A 25597-nucleotide genomic window follows, 5' to 3' on the forward strand; every position below is an offset into this window, starting at 1 on the left:
TATGTATCCGGGTATGTTAAACAGCTTAAATAAAGAAGAATTAAAAGACCTGATGGCTTACCTGATTTCGGGATCGAATAAAGATCATCAGATCTACAAGCCAAAAAGCAAGCAACCTATCACCAATAATTAGGAGATAATAATTTTGACACCTCAGGCCTGGCATAATAAAATATCAAATCCCGCACAATTGGGCGGGATTGAAACCTCTGTTATAGATAATGGTGCAGGGCGTGGAACCAGAATTGCATGGATTAATACCGGAACGGGTCTGCGTTACAAAGTGGTAATCGACCGGGCGATGGATATTGCAGATGCATTTTACAACCAGCATAGCTTAGCCTGGCTTAGTCATTTGGGAATTACGGCTCCGCAACCATTCTCTGATAAGGGCATTGATTGGATCCGGACGTTTGGTGGCGGTTTGTTAGTTACCTGCGGTTTAACCCATATTGGGGGTCCCGAAACTGATGAATTTGGGGAACGTGGCCTTCACGGACAAATCAGCAATATCCCGGCAGAAATAGAATCCATCATCCAGCCGGATCCTGTGGCCGGTAAAATGGAAATGAGTATCACCGGATTAATCCGGCAAACACATCCACTCGGTATCAGATTAGAACTGCGGAGAACCATTTCCGCAACACTAGGAAAAGCTTCCATTCGAATTCACGATGAAGTGATCAACAAAGGCAATACCACAGCTCCGCACATGCTGTTGTATCATTGCAATTTTGGTTGGCCCTTAGTGGATGAAGGTGCTGAGATTATTTGGGAAGGATTCTGGAAATCCCGCGAAAGCGGGGAAAGTAATAAAATCTTTCGCGAAGGGAATAGCTTTCGTAAGTGTGTTGCTCCATTAGATGATCATAGCGGTGGTGGCGAAGAAGCTGCCTTTATTGATATAGCACCGAATAGTTCCGGCCAATGTACCAGCGGAATTTACAACGCAGCAATTGGTATTGCTCTTGCTTTGCGATTTAAAAAAGAACAACTGCCCTGGCTAACCAACTGGCTGCATTTCGGAAAAGGAGAATATGTAATTGGATTAGAGCCTGGAACAAATCCACCCATCGGACAAGCAAAAGCTCGGGAACTGAATCAATTGATCTATCTTTTACCGGGAGAAAGCAGGGTATATGATCTGGAAATTGAAGTGCTGGATCAGGAAACAACTATCAATGAGTTTTTAAATAATCGAATTAGTCGAAACTAAATTATTCATTATAAACTATAAAAAATGAGTTTAGCAGAAAAAGCATTAGAACAAGGCAAAGGAATTTTGCGTTTGGCTCCAACATGGGTGCCACGATCTTTTTGTGTACCAGGCAGAAGAATTAAACTACACCCGGATGATTATTACCTACTCGGAGGGCAAAGGGGAGGTATCGATGAACGATGGTTGTCTTCTACCACACCGGCTAAAAATGGCCCACTGACGGGCGAAAATGAGGGTTTAAGCGCGGTAATATTTAATGATGGGATTAAAGAGAATCAAATTTTATTAAAAGACGTCATTGATGAGCTTAAAGGCGCTTTAATTGGATCCCGGCTCTGGGACGAGCATGGCAGCTGGCCAATGTATTCTAAATTTTTTGACAATATGGGACCTCTTCCCCATCACATTCATCACAACGATGAGCATGCTGCTAAAATTGGTCAGAAAGGTAAACCTGAAGCGTATTATTTCCCACCGCAATTAAATAATCACGGAGGAGATTTTCCATATACATTTTTTGGGATCGCACCCGGTACAACAAGAGAACAGATTCGGGAGTGCCTGGTTAACTTTACCAAAGGCGACAATAAGCTAACCAATTATTCGCAGGCGTTTAGACTGGAGCCTGGTACGGGCTGGGATGTACCACCAGGAATGCTCCATGCACCCGGAAGTATGTGTACTTACGAGCCTCAAAAAGCATCCGATGTTTTTGCAATGTACCAATCATTGGTTAATGAAGCGATAATTCCCGAAGAATTGTTGTGGAATGGTACTCCCGAAGATAGAAAAGGAGATTTTGACCAATTGATGGAAGTTATTGATTGGGATTTAAACGTTAATCCCAATATTCTGGAAACCCGTTTTATGAGACCTTTGCCTGTAAGAGCTTTGGAAGAAATGCATTCACAAGGGTATGTTGAAAATTGGGTTTGCTATAAATCAGACGCATTTAGCGCGAAGGAACTCACCATTTTCCCGGGCGCAACCGCCACAATTAAAGATAGCGCTGCGTATGGTTTGATCATGATGCAGGGGCATGGTAAAATGGGAGTTTGGGATATTGAAACGCCTGCCCTGATCCGTTACGGACAATTAACAAACGATGAATTTTTTGTCAGCGAAAAAGCGGCCCTGGAAGGGATTAAAATTGTGAACCATTCCACGTCCGATCCAATAGTAATGCTTAAACACTTTGGTCCGGGTAATCCGGATCTGGTTTTGTAATAAATGTGAATTGAATATCCTGAATAATTTTTGACTTATGACTGAGAATAATTATCCCAAACTTCACAACGCAACATGGCCCGGTATGGTGGGCAAAGGGCCTGATTCAGAGCTACCGATTTCATTTGATACTATGCTTGAGATGACCGCCGCTGCTGAGGTGGATGGTGTCAAATTTGATGGTGTAGATATATTCCTTTTCGCTCCTCATTTTGACATCGATAGTACGGATGATGATATCAAACAATTGGCAGATAAGGTTTCCGCACTCAATCTCGAGATTGGGAGTGTTGTAGCACCCGTTTGGCCACCAACAGGAGGAGGTTCGGCTATGGGATCCAAAGAAGAGCGTGCCCAATTCGTAACCCAGGTTCGTAAGGCTTGCCATATTTCCAGCACCTTACGTAGTCTCGGGGTTCGACCCAATGGCGTTATTCGTATTGATTCCGCATGCGATCCCGCGAGTTGGAACCATGACCACGCGGCGAATACAAAACTTATTGCGCAGACATTCCGTGAAGCTTGTGACGTAGCGGCTGGTTATGGAGAAAAATTAGCTGCAGAAGGAGAGATTTGCTGGGGCGGTATGCACAGTTGGAAGGCGATGTTGGATACCCTGGAAGCGGTAGACCGGCCTAATATGGGCTTTCAGGCCGATATGGCACATACATTTTTGTACCTGCTAGGATACAATGCCCCTGAAAGTCGGATTCTGCCTGTTGATTTTGAATGGAATGATCGCGAAGCATTAACAGAGGGTCTTAAAAAATTAACTGCCGCATTGCGTCCATGGACAATTGATTTTCATGTCGCGCAAAATGATGGAACGGTACACGGATCAGGATCACATGATAAAACAGGCAGACATTGTCAGGCCACAGATCCTAATGGTAAATTGGACATTGCAAAGGATGCAGGTCACTGGCTGCGTAATGAAAAAGGAGAAATTACAAAAGCGTTCAATCACATTTGCTGGGATGGATGTATGTTCCCGAATGAAGTTATGATGAAGGGTCAGACATGGAACGATATTCTGGCCACTATGATCAACGTTCGACAGCTGCACGGCTGGTATGAGGCCGTTTAAATTGAGTTTATGGGTTTTTGAAAAGATAAAATGATTGATAAAAAAGAATTAAGAATTGGACTGATCGGATGCGGTCTTATGGGCCGAACGCATTCCAACGGTTATAAACGTGTTGGTGATTTCTTTCCTGAATTGGAGTATCGTCCGGTATTAAAAACGGTTTGTTCACGTAGCAAAGATAAAGTTCAGGCATTTGCCGATCAATGGGGTTATGAGTCGGTTGAAACGGACTGGAAGGCGGTCATCTCCCGTGATGATATAGATGCTGTTGATATCTGTACCCCTAATGATAAGCATGCGGAAATTGCTATTGCAGCGGCAGCCGCAGGTAAAATGATTCTGTGCGAAAAACCCCTTGCCCGAACTTTAGCTGAAGCAAAATCTATGGTGGTGGCTATTGATAAGGCCGGTGTTGCCAACACGGTTTGGTATAACTACCGTCGTATTCCGGCTGTTACTTTAGCCAAACAAATTATTGATTCTGGCAAGCTGGGGAGAATTTTTCATTACCGCTCCAATTTTTTGCAAGACTGGACAATTAATGCCGATTTGCCTCAGGGTGGTGAAGCATTATGGCGGCTGGATATAGATGCGGCGGGTTCGGGTGTAACAGGCGACCTTCTGGCTCATTGTATTGACATGGCCATGTGGATGAATGGTGGTATCAGAGATGTTTCAGCTGTAACAGAAACTTTTATTAAAGAAAGGATGCATCAGTTGACTGGTCAGGTACAGAAGGTAGGTATTGATGATGCCTGTATATTCCATTGTCATTTTGATAACGGATCATTGGGTCTTTTTGAGTCTACCCGTTATGCTCGTGGTCATAAGGCCCTTTATACCTTTGAAATAAACGGAGAGCATGCTTCCATCCGTTGGGACCTGCATGATATGAACCGTCTGGAATACTTTGACCACGCAGATGATTCCGTCGTTCGGGGATGGCGTTCCATACTTGTAACAGATAGCGATCAGCCCTATATGAAAAGATGGTGGATCCCGGGAACTTCTATTGGTTACGAACACTCTTTTGTTCATCAAGTAGCAGATTTCTTGAAAAGTCTGGAAACTGGTGAGCCATGCTCACCTACCTTTAAGGATGCACTTGAAACACAGAAAGTTTGTCAGGCCGTACTCGACTCTGCTGCTTCCAGAAGTTGGAAAGATACAGAAGTAGAGTGGCTTACAACAGCTAGTAATGTTTCTTAATTGAAATAAAACTATGTTATTCCGATAAGTTGCAAAGGAAATAAATTAAATATTAAACCCTCGCATCATTAAATTACTAAGTATATGCATAAAAAAATTAAAATCTCCCTGGGCTTATTCTCGATTTGCGGCCTGCTTCTGTTTCTAATCCTTATAAGTTGTAAAACACACAGTTTAAAGAACCAAAACAAAAGCGGTTTTGTAAAAATATTTGATGGTAAGACACTCAATGGGTGGGAAGGGGATCCAACTTATTGGAGGGTGGAGAATGGCAGTTTAGTAGGTGAAATTACTCCCTCCACTCTTTTGAAACGTAACTCATTCATTATCTGGAAGGGAGGTACGCCTGCAGACTTTGAACTGACTTTGGACTTTAGAATTACTAAAGCAGGAAATAGTGGGATTAATTATCGTAGTGAAGAGTTAAGTGATCTGCCTTATGCTTTAAAGGGATATCAGGCTGATATTGATGGAGCAAATCGGTACACTGGTCAAAATTATGAGGAGCGGGGAAGAACAACACTCGCATATCGTGGCCAAAAAGTAATGATAAAAGCCCAGAATGAAACCACTGTATCAGGATCGCTGCAATCAAAAATCAAAAATAACGCCTGGACTGAAACCACTATAACAGGATCATTGGGTAATTCAGATTCATTAAAAAGCAACATTAAAAGTGAAGATTGGAATGAATGCCGCTTAATTGTTAAGGGCAATCGTTTGCAACACTATATTAACGGGGTTTTGATGAGTGACGTTACGGATAATGACACAGTCAATGGCAAATTGAAAGGACTCTTAGGTGTACAGGTACATGTTGGTCCTCCTATGAAGGTCGAGTATCGCAACATAATGATTAAACAATAAGTTCAAATTCATTTAAGGCATGGATTCTGATAATTTCAAAAAAGATATTCGATTGTGGGAGAGATTGCGTTCTGAAGATGAGAATGCTTTCTCTGAAATCTATCAGCTTTATGCACCTGCTCTTATTGGGTTTGCAAGTTCTAAACTTTATTCCTTAGAAGAAGCCAGAGATTTAATTCATGATATTTTTGTTTATCTATGGACCGAACGTAAAAAAATCCAAATTCATTCTTCCCTTCAGTCCTATCTTTTTGCTATCACCCGCCATCGAATCATCGATCACATTCGTAGAAATGTAACACGTAAAGAATATGTTTCTATGTTACACGGACTGAATTTAGGTCTCGAAACCAATTTAGAAACTAATTTAGAAGTTAAAGATCTGGCTAAGGTTATAGAAAAAGTTGTTAGCAATCTTCCTCCGAGAACGAAACAAATATATCGTTTAAGCCGTAATGAATACAAAAGAGTTTCGGAGATTGCTGAAATGCTTCATCTTTCTGACAGGACAGTAAAAAATCAATTGACCACTGCACTTAAAGTTTTAAGAACCTCATTAGGTAAGTTAAGTGTAACAATGATATTTTATTTTTTCCAATATTGATCTATCTGCTTTTCAGGAGTATTGCTTAAAGATTATTTACCGCTATAATGATTAGAATTATCTTAATTCACATGAACTCAGGCAAAGCTTAAAGCTTATGTTCAAACTTTAATCGAAGAAATAACGCTATTTTTTAATCAGAATGTTAGTTAACATCTTGGCAGCCGGAAGAATAAATTGAACGCATACATGCATGATTAAATAATTGTATTATTGGTTTGTGATAAATGTTTTTGTCAAATCGTTCAGTTAGATTTTAAAGTTTAATCGCACAACACGTTAATCTTGTCATAATGAACTCAATTAATCCAAATCTTTCTAATGATGCAGAATTACTGCAACACATGGAACAAGGCAGTAAACATGCATTTAATGTATTATATGAAAAGTATTGGTCACAAACCTATTCAAATGCATATAAGCGTTTAAAAGACGATGATCAGGCGAAAGATGTAGTCCAGGAGATTTTTACGCACATTTGGCTTAAAAAAGAAACCCTGCATATTGATAATTTACCTGCCTATTTAAATATAGCCGTTCGTAATAGGGTATTTAAGCTGATAGAAAAGCAAAAACTTATCCATCCTTTCTTTGATACCTTAGAAACTATGCCGGCAATGTATCTGCAGGCGGATGCAAATCTGCTTTGGAAGGAATTTTTCAGATCTTATGAAGCACTTTTGACGACTCTGCCGCCCCAAAGACAACTGATTTTTCGCCTTCGCTTTCAAGAAGATTTACCTACCAAAAATATTGCCACACAGTTAGGGCTTTGCAGAAAAACAGTCCAAAATCAGCTTGGTAAAGCAATAGAGCAATTACGCATCTCTTTATTACAGTTGCTTACTGTATTGATTACCCTCCTATCGGCCACTGCCAATTAATTGAGGAATAATAATTTCTCTGATCGGGCATTTCTTTATTTTCTGGTCACATACCAGCAACAATAAATACTGTTATAAAATAAATTTTTATGCCCGATGGGTTATTTCTTTATTTTCTGGTCATACATATAAGTAATAAATAAATTTTACCAACAGCAAACTAAAGTACCAACCTCTTTTAGATGGACAAACATTATTTCCTTGAATTGTTGCATAGATACCTTAAAGATGAAGCAACAAAGGAAGAGCATCAATTTTTATTAAATTATTATAACCTATTTCAATCTGAGCCGGATGTATTGGCATTATTGAGCCAGGAAAAGAAAGAGGAACTCAAAAGCCAGATGCATACCAGTATCTGGCAAAATATCTCCAGCGCTGAACAGCCAGATGAAAATGTAAAACCAATAAAAAGATGGTTAGTAAGAATGGTCGCTGCGGCTATACTACTTGCTATCTGTACCATCGGAGTATTCTTTCTGCGTAATGAGTCTACAAAAAAACAAACTGTTGCCGCCCAAGTTAATCAACAAAAGCTAAATCGTCTGGTTCGACTTCCCGATGGGAGTACAGTCATTGTAAGTTCAGGCAGTAAACTTAATTATCCATCATCTTTTGATGGTTTAGCCAGAAGGGAAGTATATCTTGAAGGTCAGGCCTTTTTCGATATTAAGCATAATGCTTCCAAGCCTTTTATTGTACATACCGGCCAATTAGAAACTACCGTATTGGGTACTGCATTTAATATTAAAGCCTTTCCAGGTGATATAGATATTACTGTAACAGTTACCAGAGGTAAGGTTAAAGTTAGTGATCAAAATAAAACCCTTGGCATAATCTTACCCCGCCAACAGATAACCTGTAATAAGCAAAAAGCTAATTCTACTTTGAAGACAGTAGATGCGGACACTTATCTCGATTGGAAAGCGCAGGATTTATTGTTTGATGATGTTACAGTAGCAGAAGCAGCAGAGCTACTGGAAGAACGATTTAATGTTAATATAACCTTCAGCGACCAGCTAATTAAATCAAACCGCTTTACCACAACTTTCCTGAAGGGTGAAAGCCTCGAACAAGTATTAAAAAGTATTTGCGAATTCAACGATGCTGTTTACCAATATGATAAAGAAAAAGCTACTGTCATTATCAGTAATAGTAAAAATAAATAAATCGATTGACCAAAAAACCTTAAGTAGATGGTTCTTAATTACCCACTAATCCTAAAAACGTTCCCTTCTAAAGAAAGCTTGAATGGGTCTCCCTCATAAAAAACCCTCTGAAATCTGTTTGCTCTAAGGCAAATAAATTCAGAGGGAAGCCTTGTGCCGACGGCCATCGGTGCAACAGCATACGTTTTAAATTATGCCCCGCTTTTGCGGGGATACTATTCACTTAAAACAATATAAAATTATGAATTTTTCTATAATTTCTGCAGGCCTGCGGCATTTTATTAAGTTGCCGCTAAAGTCTAAACTGCCAGAGAACTCAATTATAATACAAATTATGCGTATTGGGATAGTTTCATTAGTTATACTAACTACATCCATTCAGTTGTTTTCTGCTATACCAGTTAAAAGCCAGGCTATTGACCAGGTAGAAATAAGTATTGAACTTAAAAACGAATCGCTGGTTAAAGCTTTTCAAAAAATCGAAGCGCAAAGCCCTTTCCATTTCATGTACCGCAGTGAAGACGTAAAAAATATCCGTAACCTGCATATCCCTTCCGGTAAGCAGTCTGTAGCAGCATTGTTAAAAACCATATTATCTAATACGTCGCTTAATTTCAGGCAAATTGATAAGCGGATCCTGATTACAACATCCAGGCAAGAAAGCATCGAATCAACAGAACCTCCGAATGTACTTATCAATGCCCTTAAAGATGTTGTAGTGAGGGGTCAGGTTACCGATGCGAAGGGAGAACCCCTAATAGGAGTAAGCGTGAAGCTGAAAGGGACAAATAACGGGGTAAGTACAGATATTAATGGTCAGTATTCTCTAACTCTGCCAGATGGAAACGGCATTCTGGTTTTTACCTATATTGGCTTTGTAATGCAGGAAGTTCCCATTAGTGGACGTAATACTATTGATGTTCAACTAAAGGCAGAAGCAACTTCATTAAATGAAGTGGTAGTAGTGGGGTTTGGAGAGCAGAAAAAGGTAAATCTGACTGGGGCGGTTTCCACCGTGGAAGCGGCTGCACTAATGGCTATAACCACCGGTGATATTAGTAATGCCCTGACCGGCAAGCTGCCTGGGTTAAGAGTTATGCAGGTAGGCGGCGAGCCGGGCATTTACGACAACCGCATGGATATCAGAGGCTGGGGTAATATGCTGGTGGTGATAGATGGCATACCCCGGGATGATTTTCAACGGTTAGACCCGGCTTCGGTTGCCAGTGTTACCATTCTGAAAGATGCTGCTGCGGCAGTTTATGGAGTAAAGGCGGCCAATGGTGTAATGCTAATCACCACTAATCAAGGGAAGTCTGGAAAATCGGAAATTATATTCAACTCCACCTATGGTTGGGAAAAGATGACCGAATTTCCCAAACCCATCCGCAATTCTATCGATAACCTGATCCTCAAAAATGAAGCCGCGTTGGTAGCCGGGCAACCGCTGCCCTACCCCGACTGGAAAAAATATAACGGAGAAGATCCCAATTACCCCAATGTAGATTGGTGGGGTCTGACCGTTAGGGAAACAATGCCTATCTCTAAAAATAACATTTCTTTCGGTGGCGGAAACGATAAAGTCACTTATTTCTTGTCTGGGGGGAACCTGAAGCAGGAAGGTCTCTACAAGTCGAGGGCCTTAACCTACGACCGTTATAATTTTCAGTCCAGCCTCTCAGCCCAGATCACTGAAAAGCTGAAAGCCAATGTGATATTCGGAGGATTTGTTGATGAAAGAAACAGTCCGTTCGGCGGTTCCTCCTTTGATTTCTTTAAGCAAGTATGGATGCAACCGGGCTACGAGCCTATCTACGCCAACAACACTGCTCCCTACTTTTACGATGGTCAGGCCGACCGGAATCCCTTGGCCATTACTAACCCGGATTTGACTGGTTATAGAAAGTACAATGAAATACGGTACAATACCACCATGTCTTTAACGTATAATCTGCCTTTTATTGAAGGTCTGCAGGTGAAAGGATTATTTGCCTACGACTTGAATTATAATAAAGAGAAGCTGTGGCGGAAGGCGTATGATGAGTATAAGTATAACTCTATTACCAAGGAATACATTACAACCGGATTACATAATCCCACCAGGTTGCAGCAGATTTTCGATGAAACAGGCTATACGCATTCGCAACTGTCGTTAAATTACAAAAAATCTTTCTTTGGGGGTAGACACGGCATTCAGGCTTTGTTGCTGGGCGAACGCCGAAATGGTACCGGAACAAGATTTATCGCCCAGCGAAATTTTGCCATCAACTCTCTGGAACAACTGGATGCAGGTCAAACTGCCAACCAACAGGCTTTAGGCAGAGATAAGGTGCTCAATGCCAACATGGGATTAGTAGGCCGGCTAAACTATGACTTGGACGGAAAATACCTGGCTGAATTCAGCTTTCGTTACGATGGATCCTCTTTGTTCCCCGAAAATAGCCGATGGGGATTATTCCCGGCATTCTCTGCGGGCTGGCGAATAAGTGAAGAATCATTCTTTAAGGACAACATCAATTTATTCGATAATCTAAAGATCCGCTTTTCTCATGGGGTAATGGGTGACGATACAGGGGTCAGTGCCTTCCAGTATCTGGAAGGTTACTCCTATCCTAATAACTCTTATATCTTTGACGGCAAATCCCTGACAGTAGGTTCTGTCTCCCGGGGACTCAGTAACCCCAATATCACATGGTTTACGGCTACTACTACTAATGCCGGCATCGACGCTAGTGTACGGAATGGACTGTTCGATTTTCAACTGGAGCTTTTTCAAAGAAATCGGGAAGGCCTGATGGCCCGGCGGGCGATAGCCATACCAGTAGAATTTGGTGCCGTTCTGCCTCAGGAAAATCTGGAAAGTGATTTAAGCCGGGGCATGGAAATTGTTCTGGGGCATACGAATAAAATTAGGGACTTATCCTACAGTATCCGCACTAACTTTACCTTTGCCCGGTCTAAATGGCTAACCCGGGAAGCTTCCCCGGCGGGAAACAGCTATATTAATTGGCGCAGCAGGTCGGCCAACCGCTGGAAAAACATCCGGTGGGGCTATGAAACTGTCGGGCAGTTTCAATCTCAGGAAGAAATCAATACTGCGCCAGTACAAAATTCCGTCGGGCATGCGGCCTTGTTTCCGGGTGATATCCGTTACAAAGACTGGAACGAAGACGGCATGATCGATGGGTTAGACGAACTCCCCATAGGCCGCAATGTAGAACCGGAAATATTTTATGGACTGGATCTTTCTGGTGGCTGGAAAGGAGTCACTCTGAGTTTGTTCTTCCAGGGTGCTTCTAACTACACCATGCAGCCTAGTGAACAATTGCAGGGCCCCCTGCCCTGGGGAAGAAATTCTTCGGCGATTTTCCTGGACCGGTGGCGTCACCAAGACCCCCTGGATTTTAATACTCCCTGGGTACCTGGCAGATATCCTATTACCCGGGATGGTTTTGGGTTCGGCCCCAACAAACTTTCTTCCACCTACTGGGCTGAGGATGTGGTCTACCTGCGTTTAAAAAGCATGGAGCTTGCCTATTCCCTGCCTATCAAATGGGCCGACAAAATTAAAGCCAAGCAGATGCGGATATTTGCCAACGCCTTCAACGTGCATACCTGGAAAAGCAAAAACCTTATCTCCGACCCCGAGCACAGACTCGATGGCGATGGAGCCGATGGCGGCTATAGATACCCCTTGATGGCTAATTATAATTTGGGTTTGAGTGTCACCTTTTAATAATAGAAAGCATGAATTACATATATAACTATTTAGGTAAAGCACTGCTGGTCTGCCTGGTATCACTGGGTTTGAGTTGCAACAAAGATATTCTGGATACAATCCCAAATGATCTTTTAACCGAAAAGATGATCTTCGATGATAAAGAGGCCTTTAATACACACCTGGCTTACCTGTATTCGCAGATGCCATTTGATGATTTTAATCCCTGGCTCTCGCGAAGTACAGACGAAATGGTGAATGCCGCCCAGGATCAAAACTCCTCCGTTAATGTAAACCTGAATTGGTGGCAAACCGGCTACAATTTGATACGAGCTTTAAATAATGCGATAGAAAAACTTCCTTCATCTCCCGCTTTTACGGATAAAGGAAAAGCAGAAGTGTTGGGGGAATTAAAGTTTATGCGGGCTTACGCTTATTTCAGCCTGGTTCAGCGGTACGGTGGGGTACCGATTATAACCAAGGTAAAACCCTTTCCCACCTCTGGCGACCCCTCCGAACTACGGGCACCCCGCAATAAGGAGGCCGATGTATATAAGTTCATCGAAAAGGAGATGACAGATGCCATTGCGGTGATGGCTGTTGCTCCTACAGAATACCGGCTCAACAAGTGGTCGGCTCTAGCCTTTAAATCACGCGCCATGTTACATGCGGCGGCAATAGCCAGATATAGCGAAGTGCAGCTGGGTGGTTTAGTGGGTATAGCCAGCGCGGAAGCTGATTATTATTGGAAATCGGCTCGAGAAGCGGCAAAGCAGCTAATAGCTAGCGGCACGTATGAGCTTTATAATAAAAATGCCGATAAGGTTGCCAATTATCGTAGTATGTTTTTTGATGAATCAGCTGCCAATAAAGAACGCATTTTTGTAAAGGCCTATGTGTGGCCGGATCGAGGACATTCCTTTGACCGGGAGTCGGCTCCTTTTAATCACCGGAGTGGTGAAGGGTATGGTGGCCGCTATAGCCCCTTGTTCGATATGGTGGAAAGTTACGAATATGTGAATGACCGGAATGGTTCTTTGAAATTAAACCATCCGGATGGCAAGCCGATATATTATGCCAACCCTGCAGATCTGTTCCAGGGTAAAGACCCACGGTTTTTCGCCTCTATCTTATTCCCGGGCTCCCCCTGGAAAGGTACCACCCTGCAGATATATGCCAAAGTGATAGAAGGAGGGGTGGAAAAGGCCGGTAATGGAGTAGATGGCATCACCCAGCCCGAAGCTACCTCCACCGGGTTTTATCTCTCCAAATGGGCAGATCCCGCTCCTCCCCGTCCCATTAATGGAATCTCCTCCGAAGTAGACAGAATGAGTATCAGATATGCCGAAGTACTCCTTAATTGTGCAGAGGCGGAATTGGAATTGAATAACGAACCAGAGTCCAGAAAATATGTAAACATGATTCGTCAGCGGGCCGGTATCCAGGAACTGACTGGTACCCTAACTATGGATGACTACCGGCGTGAACGTAAAATTGAACTGGCATTTGAGGGCAATCGCTACTGGGACATGAAAAGGTGGCGGATATACCATCAGGTCATTTTCAACAGCGATTCCTATGCCCTATGGCCCGTATACAATAAAAATAATGGTGTGTATATATTTAGAAAGCAGAAGCTGCCAACAGACAAGTTTACCCGCACCTTTAACCCCAATTTGTATTACTACATCATTGGTAGCGGAATAATAGGCTCCAACCCACTGTTGGTTGAAAATCCGGGTTATTAGACAATTTGTACAATTAAAAAGAAATAAATCATGAAAAGAACTATAGTTTTAAACTTAACAGTGGGGATACTTTTTCTATGCTCCTGCGAGTTAGATAATTATGCAACGCCGGACATAGTCCTAGAAGGAAAAGTCATTGATGTAAGTACCGGCGAGGCCATTCAAACCCGCCAACCGGATGGTATAAAAATAAGGCTGATAGATGAGGGCATTATAAGCCCAGTTCCTTATGATTTCTGGGCTCAATCAGATGGTACCTTTAGAAATACCAAGATTTTTGCAGCCAAATATAAAGTATCGGCCCTGCAGGGGCCATTTGAAGAGTCAAGTGTAACAGAAGTGTCTTTAGACCTTACTAAAAACCAGACTATTACAATTAAGGCGGAGCCTTTTGTGCGATTAACCAACGTAAATATTACTAAGTCTGGAAACGGGATTAAAGCTACTTATAAAATTTCGCCGACTACGAGTCCGAAAAAAATACAAAGAAGTATGCTTATTTGCTATACTTCACCCATTCTACACGAGAACACCAACGGTAAGCTATCGTCTGCCACTAATATTTTAAGCGGTATGACGAACGGAGATATTGCCGCCAGAGAGTTTGTGGATGAAATTAAAAATTTGCAGGCCGGGGAAACGTACTATGCCCGGGTAGCCGTGCTGGCCGCAAACTCTCTTAACCGCTATAACTATTCGGCAATAATTAAAATTATCTTATAAGCCAAGAACTCAGGAAAAACTTAAAAATATATCGGAAGTAACGTGTTGTGCGATTGAATAGCGACATTGAAAATTAAAGATAAAAAATGAAAAAAAACTATCTCATTCGGTCAGGATTATTCATGCTGTTCATTATTTTTTTAGTTAGCAATGATATATATGCTAAGCCAAAGAAAGTACTAGTATTCAGTAAAACCGCAGGATTTAGACATGGTTCAGCTATTTCAGCTGGCAAGAAAGTTATTGAACAGCTGGGTAAAGAAAATAGCTTTGAAGTTGATACCACAGAAGATGCCAGTGTGTTTACATCTGAGAATTTACAACAGTACGCTGCAATTATTTTCTTATGCACTACCGGTGACGTATTGAATGTTCAGCAACAGCAGGCATTTGAGCGCTATATAAGTTCCGGCGGCGGATTTGTAGGTACACATTCTGCCACAGATACCGAATATTACTGGCCATGGTACGGAGAGCTTGTAGGTGCATATTTTAAAAGCCATCCTCCAAAACAACAAGGGGCTGTGCTAAACGTTGTTGACCCCGGCAATATTGCAACTGCACATTTACCGCGGGTATGGAAAAAAACGGATGAACTATATAATTTTAAGTGGATTGGCCAAGGTCTGAATATATTGATCACTCTGGATGAGAACAGTTACAAGGGTGGCGAAAACGGGGAATTTCATCCGATGAGCTGGTATCATGAATACAGTGGCGGAAGAGCATTCTATACCGCATTTGGCCACGACAAAAAATCTTTTGAAGACCCGCTATACGTTAAACATCTTCTTGGCGGAATAAAATATGCTATGGGTGCAAAACTTAAGCAGATGTCAGCCTCTAACTAATAATCAATAAACCTTTATATAATGAAACATTCATGATCGTTTTAAAAACACAAAGGAGCATGAAATTTTTAAATCTCAAATCTGTTCTCAAATGAAAAATAGATTAGGAGTATTAGGTTCACTGGCGGTTTCTATGCTTGTTTATACCTGTACTATATCCAAAGACGCAAATCAGGCAGGAAGTCCATATCCTAAACGCGTGTTCAATCCTAAGCCGAGTTCAGAGTACCTATCTCCGGAAGAAAGTATGAAAACATTCAATCTTCCCAAAGGCTATCATTTAGAACTGGTTGCAAGTGAGCCTATGATCAAGGAGCCAGTTGCCATCGCATGGGATGGTAACGCGAAAATGTATGTAGCAGAAATGCTCACTTATATGCAGGATGCAGATGCTACTGGTGAACGTGTGCCAAGAAGCCGTATTTCACTGCTTGAGGATACAAATAACGACGGTAAAATGGATAAGAGTACGGTTTTTATAGATAACCTTCTGTTACCCCGAATGATTCTGTGCGTAAATCATGAGTTATTAGTGAATGAAACTAACACCATAACCATTACAGCCTATAAAGACACTAACGGTGATGGTAAAGCAGATGCAAAACGGGTAGTGTATGAGAAGCCAGGATACTCAGCAAACGATGTTAATATGGAACATCAGAGAAGCGGATTAGACTGGAACCTGGATAACTGGATATACATGACCTATGAGCCAATACGGTTTAGGTATACAAATGGCATACTCAGGGCAGACTCTATCGCTAGCGGATCCCCGGGTCAGTGGGGAATCACTCATGACAATTACGGAAGGCTATTTTATTCTTCAGCAGGCGGAGAAGTTCCTATCCAAAGATTTCAGATCAACCCGGTTTATGGATCACTTAATTTAAAAGACCAGTACAGTAATGAATTTGCAGCAGTTTGGCCTATTATTTCAACCCCTGATGTTCAGGGAGGATTGCCCAGGTTACGCCCCGATAGCACCCTTAATCGTTTTACGGCTTCTTGCGGGCAATCCATTTTTCGGGGTGATGCATTGCCTAAAGATCTGGTAGGAGATTATATAGTGTGCGAACCCGTGGGGCGTTTAATACGTCGTGCCAAACTGATCAATATCAAAGGTAAATCTATTGTACAGAATGCTTATTATCAGCAAGAATTTATAGCCTCTTCTGATATGAATTTTCGTCCTGTGAACAGTTATACCGGACCCGATGGCACCCTGTATATAGTTGATATGCATCGTGGTATCATTCAGCAGGGTAACTGGACTAAACCCGGATCTTTTCTCAGGAATGTGATCGACCGAATGGGATTTGCAAAAAACATCGGGCACGGGCGTATTTACCGTCTGGTCCATGATGGATTTAAATCTGATCCAAAACCGCGTATACTTGACGAATCTCCAGCTCAATTGGTTACTTATTTAGATCATCCTAATGGTTGGTGGAGAGATAATGCACAAAAACAACTCATTATTCTCGGAGACAGGTCTGTTGTGCCGGCTTTGAAACAGATAGTTGTAGGTAAGCAAGCTACGCTATCTGCTAAATCGTCTCACTTAGGCAGGATACATGCACTTTGGACATTAGAAGGTTTAAATGCCATTGATAAAGGTGTTTTATTAACGGCAATGAATGATCAGGATGCACAAGTGAGAAGAGCTTCTATTTGGATCAGTGAGCCTTATATCAAGAAAAATGATGCGCAAATAATAAATAAGCTTGCTGAGCTTAAGGTAGATTCGAGCTATGATGTTCGTACACAACTTTTATTATCCCTTTCTTATAATAAAGGAGATAAGGCTCAATCCATCGTCAAAGATCTGATGGCTCAAAATCAGGATATGGAAATGCTGGTAGCCACTGCTGCTGCTCTGGAAATGAACGAAAACGTAAAAACGTATGGAATCAGACTGGGTAACCTTGCCGCAGCCAATAGAAATCTGGTATTGCAGGGCGCCTCTATTTTCAGGTCACTTTGTGCCAGCTGTCATGGTGCTGATGCCAAAGGATTGGCTACCGAAGTAGCACCGCCACTTGTAGGTTCTAAAAGGTTAGCTGGCGATAAAAATACAGCGATCAAAATATTGCTTCATGGCTTAACAGGACCGATTGAAGGGAAAACATATCCAGGTGACCTAATGCCATCTTTTGGAGCCAATAGCGATAAATGGGTTGCTGCTGTATTAAGTTATGCACGTTTTGAATTTGGCCGTGGACCCAGAAATGATCCTAAAGCAGTTTCTCCCTTTATAACATCAGCTGAGGTGAAAACGGTAAGAGACGAATCTGGTAGAAGAACAAAATCATGGACAGTTGCCGAACTTGAAAAGGCAGAATCTTTGAAAACAATTTCTCGATAATGGGAGCAGATCTCCGATCGTGTTTTCGTGGGGGATAAAATATACCACAACAAGGACTATTTCGCTCAACTGCAGACACAAACCAATTCGGTGATGCTTACCCCTGTTAAATCAGTGAAAGATCAGCCTGAAATAATCAAACACAGAAATAAAGCAGCTGACGACTTATTCTCAGTGGCCGTCTCAAAGGTCAGACAGCCTATTGAATCTATTTTTAACTGGATTATTGAAAAAACAGATATTCAAAGAGCCAGCAAAGTCAGATCAACTAATGGTTTATTCGTCCATACTTTTGGGAAAATTGCTACTGCTTTTATTTATCTCATATTTTAACCCTTGATTCGCATAAATTAGTAAATCCTATCCCGGTAAGTCAATTTCAATCAATAAATAAGTTCAAAATTTAAGGTATTGAGCGCCATAAGAGCCGGATGACGGGACTGTCACTGCCGGTTTTTTGAGAGACTTTTGGTCAATTTTCCGGGGGTTACGCTACAAATTAAAAATTCAAACATACTACTATGATAAGGATCATCATTCCCGCTTTACTATTCTTAATTTCATGTTCATGCGTTAATGCAGAGAATAAACCTCCTGATCGTCCCAATATCCTGATAATCATGACAGATCAGCAAAGCGCTTCCATGATGTCGTGTACAGGTAATAAATGGCTTAAAACACCTGCAATGGATGCTATTGCTGCAACAGGTATAAACTTTTCCCGCGCCTATGCTACTAATCCAGTGTGCCTTTCTTCAAGGTTTTCTTTACAAACAGGGCGATTTCCATCAGAAATCGGTATGAGGGAAAATAATATTCCAATGGTTGACAAAGCCAGACTTCAAAGTCTGTATTCCAAATCAATTGGGAGTCTTTTTCAGCAGGCAGGATATCAGACATATTATGGCGGAAAGGTGCAATTGCCTGTAAGCGGATCAAAGATTGAACCTTGGGGATATGAGCTCTTGGCTTCTGATGAGAGGGAAGGTTTATCTATTGCAGCCGCTGATTTTCTTCTGCACCGTAAAAAAGAAGATAAACCCTTTCTGCTTTTTACATCGTTTATCAATCCTCATGATATTTGCTATAATGCCATCAGATCGGCATACCCGGACAGCAAACTTGCCAAAAATACGCCTAAAGAACTTGATGAAGCCCTGCAGTTACCAGATGGAATTTCAGAGGACGAATTTTTCAGAAAAGTCTGTCCTACATTACCTGATAATCATCAGCCTATGATAGGTGAGCTCAGTAGCGTGGATAGTTTGATAAAACTTAGTTCCTTTCGAAACATAGTTCGCGAAAACTGGAGTGAAAGAGATTGGAGGATGCATCGTTGGGCTTATATGCGCCTTACGGAGCGGGTAGATGCCCAGATAGCCGTTGTAATGGATGCCCTGAAAAAGTCCGGGCTGTCTGAAAATACTATTGTGATTTTTACTTCCGATCACGGCGACCACGATGCGTCCCATAAGCTGGAACATAAAACAATGCTTTATGAAGAAGCCGCTAATATACCTTTCCTTATTTCTTATCCATGGATGAAAAAAAAGGGTACAGTTGATAATGAACACCTTGTAAGTAACGGTTTAGATCTTTTACCAACATTGTGTGATTTTGCCGGAATTCAACCTCCTGCCGGTCTGATGGGTAGGTCTGTTGTCCCCCTAACAGAACAGAAAAAAATTACGGACTGGCCCAATCATATTTATTTAGAAACCGAAACCGGTTATATGATTCATACCGGTCGGTATAAATATGAACTTGACGATATAGGGGAAATCCGTGAAATGTTTGTAGATCTTAAAATTGACAAAGGTGAAACAAAAAATTTGATTGAAAGTCCGAGACATAAAAAGATCATTGCCTCTCTCAGGTCAAAATTGACCACGAGCCTGATGAACAGAAGTATACCTTTCAATCCACCCTCTATCACTAAATGAAAACTACCCGATAAGGGTTTAAATTACTCGTTATGAAAAGAAAACAGTTTTTTAGCGTAAAGTTCAGTCTGCTACAGTGTTTATTCCTAATATTCTACGCTAATAGTTTATTTGCGCAAAAAAAGCAAGGCGTAAAACCAAATATTATCTACATTATTGTCGACCAGTGGCGTGCGCAGGCAACCGGATATTCAGGGGACAAGAATGTAATTACCCCCAACCTTGACCGGTTAGCTTCTCAAAGTATGAATGTTAAGAATGCGGTATCCGGCATGCCTGTCTGCACCCCTCACCGGGCATCGTTAATGACTGGTCAGTATCCGCTGACAACGGGTGTTTTCATGAACGATGTGATGCTGGATACTGCAAAAACCACAATTGCTAAACAGTTCATGGAAAATGGATACAATACCGCATTTATCGGCAAGTGGCATATTGACGGCCACGGCAGGAAAAGCTATATCCCTGAAAACAGGCGACAGGGGTTTGAATATTGGAAAGCGCTGGAATGTGCCCATGATTACAATAATTCCAATTATTATGCAGGTAACTCAGATAAAAAATTATTATGGGATGGATACGATGCCATAGCCCAGAGCGATGATGCCTGCCGTTATATCCGTGAGCAATCAACAGCCGGCAAGCCCTTCATCCTGTTTCTTTCCCTGGCGCCTCCGCATGATCCCTATCAAACGGCACCACAAAAATACCGGGCCATGTATGAAAACAAGGATATGCATATAAATGCCAATGTGCCTGCCCAGTTCCGGGAAAAAGTACAAAAAGACCTGAAAGGATATTATTCTCATATTACGGCGTTGGATGATTGTGTTGGGAGGATTTGGCAAACGATTAAAGATGCCGGGATTGAAAAAAATTCGATACTGGTTTTTACCGCCGATCATGGCGACCTGTTGGGCGCACATGGTTCCTGGAATAAACAGCAGCCCTACGAAGAAAGTATCCGTGTCCCTTTCCTGGTACATTACCCTGCTGTTTTGGGCCTCAAGGGCAAAACCAGTTCGGTGCTATTAAACACCCCCGATATTATGCCTACCCTGTTAGGGTTTTCTAATATCCCTGTGCCGGCATCGGTGGAAGGAAAGGACCTGTCACAGATCATGCTGGGAAAAAGAAAAGACAACATCACCGGAACAATGATCTCCTGCATACAGCCTTTCGGCCAGTGGACGCGCAAAGCAGGGGGAAAGGAATACCGCGGCATTGTTACGAAGCAATTTACCTACGCCAGAGACCTGAAAGGGGCGTGGCTGCTGTTTGATAATATAAAAGATCCTTTTCAATTGAATAATTTGGTTGATCAGCCGGGTTCCCAGCAGCTAAAGGAAGACCTTAATACCAGGTTGAATAAAATGCTTCGTGAAAGAAAAGATGAATTACTCCCAGGAATGGAGTATGTTAAAAAATGGAATTACGTGGTGGACGAAACCGAGACGGTGCCATATATCAGGATGAACTATGAAGGCAAAGCAATTATTGAATAAATTAAAAATATTGATGATGTATATAAGCAAATCTGACCGTTTTATGGATACCCGAAAATGCTTCTTAATGATTATGATCATCGGTTTACTGGTTCTTCCGCTCGTTTCTTTTAAAAAAAAGCAGGAGCAAAAGCCAAATATTATTTTCCTGTTAGCCGATGATTTGCGATATAATTCCTTAGGATCCATGGGCAATTCCATAGTCAAAACCCCTAACCTGGACCGACTGGCAAGCCAGGGAACCCTATTTAAAAATGCTTTTGTAACAACCTCTATTTGCAGTATTAGCCGGGCAAGTATTTTTAGCGGCCAAAATGCTGCCAGGCATCGTATTCTTGATTTTAAGACCGATTTCACCGATTCCGTTCGCATGAATAATTTTCCGGCTCTGCTTAAACGCAACGGATATTATACAGGGTTCATCGGGAAATATGGTGTTGGAACCCATCTGCCAGACATTGACTACGACTATTGGAAGGGTTTTCCGGGTCAGGGTGTTTACTTTTATAAAGATGCTGCCGGAAAGTCCATTCATAGTACTGATATGATGGGTGATCAGGCTGTTGAGTTTTTAAAAACAAGGGATAAGTCGAAGCCTTTCTGCCTGCAGGTAAGTTTTAAAGCGCCGCATGTGGAAGATAATAACCCTCTTCATAACGGATATCTGTACAGCCCTTTCTATGAAAATTATTATAATCAAGAAACCATTCCTCCGCCTCCTGCAGGCGACAACAAATTCTACCTTGCATTCCCTGAAACCTTCCGGGTGAATGCAAAGGGTATTCCCAATGAGGCCAGGGTAAGGTGGGAACAAAGATTTTCTACTCCGGGCAAATATCAGGAATCTATTAAATCATATTACAGGTTGGTAACAGGTATTGACGATGCCCTTAAACGAATAGTGGATGAACTGGTGAAAAAAGGACTTGAAAAGAATACGGTGATTATTTTCTCGAGCGACAATGGCTACGCTTTAGGGGATCACGGACTGGAAGGGAAGTGGTTCGGTCAGAATGAATCCATCCGTGTGCCAACCATTATTTACGACGGGAGAAGCCTGCAGGATCAGCATAACAACGATCAGCTCGTGCTAAATATCGACCTGGCTCCGACGATCCTCGACTATGCAGGCGTACCTGTTCCTGCTTCAATGCAAGGCAGCAGCCTGAGGCCGTTGGCGGTAGGAAAGGCCCCTTTCTGGAGGACGGAATTTTATTATGAGCATCAGTACGATACCGAAGGTTCTAAAGTTTACCTGCCCAAATCGGAAGGTTTGGTGAAACTGAAGTATAAATACATGCGATACTTTAATGGGAAGGATCCGGATAATTTTTTTTACGAGGAATTGTATGATCAGCTGCTGGATCCTTTTGAAGTGCATAACTTGTCAAATAGTCCCGGTATGTCAGTGTTAAAAGATCAAATGATCCAAACAATGAAGCGTATGAGAAGAGAATTGAAATAGATCCTTCATTGCCTTGTTATACTATATTTTACGCAAACTGATAATGAACTCAATAGAAAAGATAATTACCCTGTTGCATATATCTCATGGGATGATGCAATTAATATAAAAGAATTTCAAAGATTGCTGTGATGCTTCATCTTTCTGACCAGACAGTAAAAAATCAATTGACCACAGCACCTAAATTTTTGCGGATTTCATTAAGTAATTTAAGTGTAGTAATATTTTTTTTTGAATCGTATAGTACTATTTGCGTTCTCATCCGACTATAGCATGTAATCAATGAAAGAAGATGAGCTTAAACGATATCAATGGTCTTTTAAAACGTTATCTGGACGGTAAATGCTCTGCTGAAGAAAGCCGGCTGGTGGAGATCTGGCTTGAAGAGAACGGAGAAGAGAATGACGAATGGAAGCACATGAATGATACAGCCCGCAAGCAATGGCTTTCATATTTATATGGAGATGTGCAAAAATCTATTCAGTTAAAAGAAGAAGATAAGAAAATTGTAAATATAAGTCCTGCTTCTGGTTTAAGGGTATGGAAGTTAATGACTTCTATTGCTGCAGCGTTTGTAATAATATGCGGATTATATGTTGCGTGGCCAACCTTACAAGACCAGATCAATCCCGTTACATATCATGAACTAAAGGCAGCTTCCGGAATACGTAAGTTATTTGTATTAGATGATGGAACACGCCTCTGGCTGAACTCAGGATCAAGCCTAAAATATCCAAGCCGGTTCAACGGGAAGAAACGTGAGGTTTATTTACAGGGTGAAGCCTATTTTGAAGTAGCTCACAATGCTGAAACCCCATTTATTGTATATGCCGGAAAACTTATCACCCGGGTATTAGGTACCAGTTTTAACATAAAGGCTTATAAAGATGATCCTGATGTGAAGATAACCCTGTTTACAGGAAAAGTCGAAGTAATACGCAAAAGTAACAATAAGGAAAGGAGTAAACTGATCCTGCTACCAAACCAGGAGGCCACCTACCGAAAAGATGCCGGGTCATTGTCAAAAACTACAGTTAATAATAGTATTATCGATTACCATTCTGCCTGGAAAGACGGAAAGCTCATTTTTGATGAAACTCCCGTATCGGAGGTATTAAAACGTCTTAGTCTCGCGTATGACGTAAAATTTATTTTAGCAGATGAAAAAATCAATGGATGCACAATAACAGGCGCATTTAATGTGAATCAAAATATAGAAGAGATATTGAAAAGTATATCTATTTCAATGGACGGAAAATTTGTAAGAGAAGCTAATGAATTTACTCTTACCGGTCAGGGATGCGCAAAATAAATTAAATAAGCTGATTAAATGATTAAGGACAAGCATTTAGAATTTCCTAATAGCCCTCCTTAAGGGCGCATGTAGTCTGCTATAACTGATAGTAAGATGATTTTAAAAAAGGTGCACGGTAATGCACCCTTTTCTTAGTTAAATTTTGACTGAACGGCGGTAACCGTTCAGCAATTATTAAATAAACCTTTAATCATATAAATGTATGAATTTATTCTATTTTCCGAACAAGTCCATTGTACGTATTATGCGATATTCTGCACTGACAATTATTTTACTTATTACTACTTTTCAACTATGTTTTTCTTATAATATAGCTGCTCAGGAGGTCCTGCAAAGGAAAGTGAATCTTTCTGTGCAGAATGAAACCCTGAGAAATGTAATCAAACAGATTAACCAGCAAACGCAGGCTGATTTTGTTTATAGTTCTAAATCTGATTTACGAAAGATTTACATTTCGGTTAAAGCTCAGGACCGCAAACTTGAAAGTGTTTTAAATGAAATCCTTCCGCATAACCTGACTTATGAAGTGATTGGTAATAAAATTATCATAAAAAATAACATATCCGCGCAAGAAGGTATCGAATCAACAGAACCTCTAAATGAACTTAGCAATCCTTCTAAAGATGTTGTAGTGAGGGGCCAGGTTACCGATGTAAAAGGAGAACCCCTAATAGGAGTAAGCGTGAAGGTAAAAGGAACAAATAACGGGGTAAGTACAGATATCAATGGGCAGTATTCTTTAACAATGCCCGATGGGAGCAATATTTTGGTTTTTACCTATGTTGGCTATCTAATGCAGGAAGTTGTCGTGAATAACCGTCAAGCCGTTAACGTGGTGTTAATAGCTGATGAAAAATCTTTGGATGAGGTCGTAGTTGTGGGTTATGGAGTACAACGAAAGTCAGATCTGACAGGTGCGGTTGGATCAGTAAAAGGTGAAACACTTCAGGAACGTCCGGCAGCCTCCTTAAACCAGGCTTTAGCAGGCAGAATAACCGGAGTAAACGTATCTGTAAATTCTGGTCGTCCCGGAGGAAGAGCAAATATAAGGATCCGTGGAAACACTTCCGTTAGCGTAACAAATAACCCTCTTTACGTAATAGATGATGTTATCTTAAATGTGGCTAATCTGGCAAATGGCAGTACACCTATTGATTATATTAATCCTAATGATATATCTTCCATAGAAGTACTTAAAGATGCTTCCGCAACAGCTATTTATGGTGCAAGAGGTGCAAATGGAGTTATTTTGGTAACCACTAAACGAGGAAGTCAGGATGGAGGGAGAATTAATTATGATAGTGATTTTAGTTCAGGCTCACTTACACGTAAACTGGATTTACTAAACTCCAGAGAATTTTTGCTGGTGGAAGATATTGCTTACCAGAATGCTCAAAAGTATGATCCTACAGGTTGGGCTGCCGGCAAATATAAAGACCCAAAGCTGAAAAGAAAAGATCCCCTGCTGTTCGATCCAAGCGGTAATCCATTATATGATACCGACTGGCAGAAAGAAGCAATGCAAAATGCATTTACACAAAATCATCAATTATCGATTGCCGGTGGAAATGTTAATGAAAGCTATGGTGTTTATATGGGATACAGAAATGAAGATGGTCTGGTCAAAGAATCATGGTTAAAGCGTTATTCTGGGCGTTTTGTTTTCGATAGTCAGGTTAAAAATTGGATAAAAGTTGG

The 25597-nt window shown here is 41.3% G+C and carries 19 protein-coding genes; all 19 read left to right on the forward strand.

The genetic code is table 11. The features are described from left to right. Positions 1-190 precede the first annotated feature (190 nt). Complete coding sequence (locus tag ACLL8Z_RS11565) at positions 191-1216, forward strand: aldose 1-epimerase family protein (RefSeq protein ID WP_411274946.1); 1026 nt, start codon at positions 191-193, stop codon at positions 1214-1216. 24 nt (positions 1217-1240) lie between these two features. Next, on the forward strand, positions 1241-2446 hold the full coding sequence (locus ACLL8Z_RS11570) for a hypothetical protein (protein ID WP_411274947.1): 1206 nt from the start codon (positions 1241-1243) through the stop codon (positions 2444-2446). A 37-nt stretch (positions 2447-2483) separates the two neighbouring features. Next, entirely contained in the window at positions 2484-3533 is a 1050-nt protein-coding gene (locus ACLL8Z_RS11575) for a sugar phosphate isomerase/epimerase family protein (protein ID WP_411274948.1), read from the forward strand. A gap of 30 nt (positions 3534-3563) precedes the next feature. After that, entirely contained in the window at positions 3564-4742 is a 1179-nt protein-coding gene (locus ACLL8Z_RS11580; RefSeq protein WP_411274949.1) for a Gfo/Idh/MocA family protein, read from the forward strand. Between the two features lie 84 nt (positions 4743-4826). Then, on the forward strand, positions 4827-5609 hold the full coding sequence (locus ACLL8Z_RS11585; protein WP_411274950.1) for a DUF1080 domain-containing protein: 783 nt from the start codon (positions 4827-4829) through the stop codon (positions 5607-5609). A gap of 19 nt (positions 5610-5628) precedes the next feature. After that, the gene (locus ACLL8Z_RS11590) at positions 5629-6213 is read left to right on the forward strand and encodes an RNA polymerase sigma factor (protein ID WP_411274951.1); all 585 of its coding nucleotides are present in this window, start codon (positions 5629-5631) and stop codon (positions 6211-6213) included. A 293-nt stretch (positions 6214-6506) separates the two neighbouring features. Continuing rightward, on the forward strand, positions 6507-7097 hold the full coding sequence (locus ACLL8Z_RS11595) for a sigma-70 family RNA polymerase sigma factor (RefSeq protein ID WP_411274952.1): 591 nt from the start codon (positions 6507-6509) through the stop codon (positions 7095-7097). A 182-nt stretch (positions 7098-7279) separates the two neighbouring features. Continuing rightward, a complete protein-coding gene (locus tag ACLL8Z_RS11600; protein WP_411274953.1) occupies positions 7280-8266 on the forward strand; it encodes a FecR family protein in 987 nt (328 codons plus the stop codon). A 241-nt stretch (positions 8267-8507) separates the two neighbouring features. Continuing rightward, positions 8508-12002: a SusC/RagA family TonB-linked outer membrane protein gene (locus ACLL8Z_RS11605; RefSeq protein WP_411274954.1), complete on the forward strand. Its 3495-nt coding sequence runs from the start codon at positions 8508-8510 to the stop codon at positions 12000-12002. Between the two features lie 11 nt (positions 12003-12013). Beyond that, on the forward strand, positions 12014-13732 hold the full coding sequence (locus ACLL8Z_RS11610; RefSeq protein ID WP_411274955.1) for a RagB/SusD family nutrient uptake outer membrane protein: 1719 nt from the start codon (positions 12014-12016) through the stop codon (positions 13730-13732). Positions 13733-13762: 30 nt separating this feature from the next. Beyond that, positions 13763-14455 carry a DUF3823 domain-containing protein gene (locus tag ACLL8Z_RS11615; protein ID WP_411274956.1) on the forward strand — a complete coding sequence of 231 codons (693 nt, stop codon included), beginning with the start codon at positions 13763-13765 and terminating at the stop codon, positions 14453-14455. An 86-nt stretch (positions 14456-14541) separates the two neighbouring features. Next, a complete protein-coding gene (locus ACLL8Z_RS11620) occupies positions 14542-15306 on the forward strand; it encodes a ThuA domain-containing protein (protein ID WP_411274957.1) in 765 nt (254 codons plus the stop codon). Positions 15307-15397: 91 nt separating this feature from the next. Further along, a complete protein-coding gene (locus ACLL8Z_RS11625; protein WP_411274958.1) occupies positions 15398-17671 on the forward strand; it encodes a c-type cytochrome in 2274 nt (757 codons plus the stop codon). A 27-nt stretch (positions 17672-17698) separates the two neighbouring features. Beyond that, positions 17699-18004 (forward strand): hypothetical protein, encoded by a 306-nt coding sequence (locus ACLL8Z_RS11630; protein WP_411274959.1) that lies wholly within the window; start codon positions 17699-17701, stop codon positions 18002-18004. A 188-nt stretch (positions 18005-18192) separates the two neighbouring features. After that, positions 18193-19614: a sulfatase gene (locus ACLL8Z_RS11635; protein WP_411274960.1), complete on the forward strand. Its 1422-nt coding sequence runs from the start codon at positions 18193-18195 to the stop codon at positions 19612-19614. A 32-nt stretch (positions 19615-19646) separates the two neighbouring features. After that, positions 19647-21119: a sulfatase gene (locus ACLL8Z_RS11640; RefSeq protein WP_411274961.1), complete on the forward strand. Its 1473-nt coding sequence runs from the start codon at positions 19647-19649 to the stop codon at positions 21117-21119. Between the two features lie 67 nt (positions 21120-21186). Then, positions 21187-22584 carry a sulfatase gene (locus tag ACLL8Z_RS11645; RefSeq protein WP_411274962.1) on the forward strand — a complete coding sequence of 466 codons (1398 nt, stop codon included), beginning with the start codon at positions 21187-21189 and terminating at the stop codon, positions 22582-22584. Between the two features lie 292 nt (positions 22585-22876). Then, positions 22877-23896, forward strand: coding sequence for a FecR family protein (locus tag ACLL8Z_RS11650; protein ID WP_411274963.1), 1020 nt, complete (start codon positions 22877-22879; stop codon positions 23894-23896). A gap of 205 nt (positions 23897-24101) precedes the next feature. Then, positions 24102-25597 (forward strand): SusC/RagA family TonB-linked outer membrane protein (locus tag ACLL8Z_RS11655; RefSeq protein WP_411274964.1); only part of this gene is annotated, 1496 nt, incomplete at its 3' end.

The sequence above is a fragment of the Daejeonella sp. genome (assembly GCF_046590655.1).
Taxonomy (GTDB): domain Bacteria; phylum Bacteroidota; class Bacteroidia; order Sphingobacteriales; family Sphingobacteriaceae; genus Daejeonella.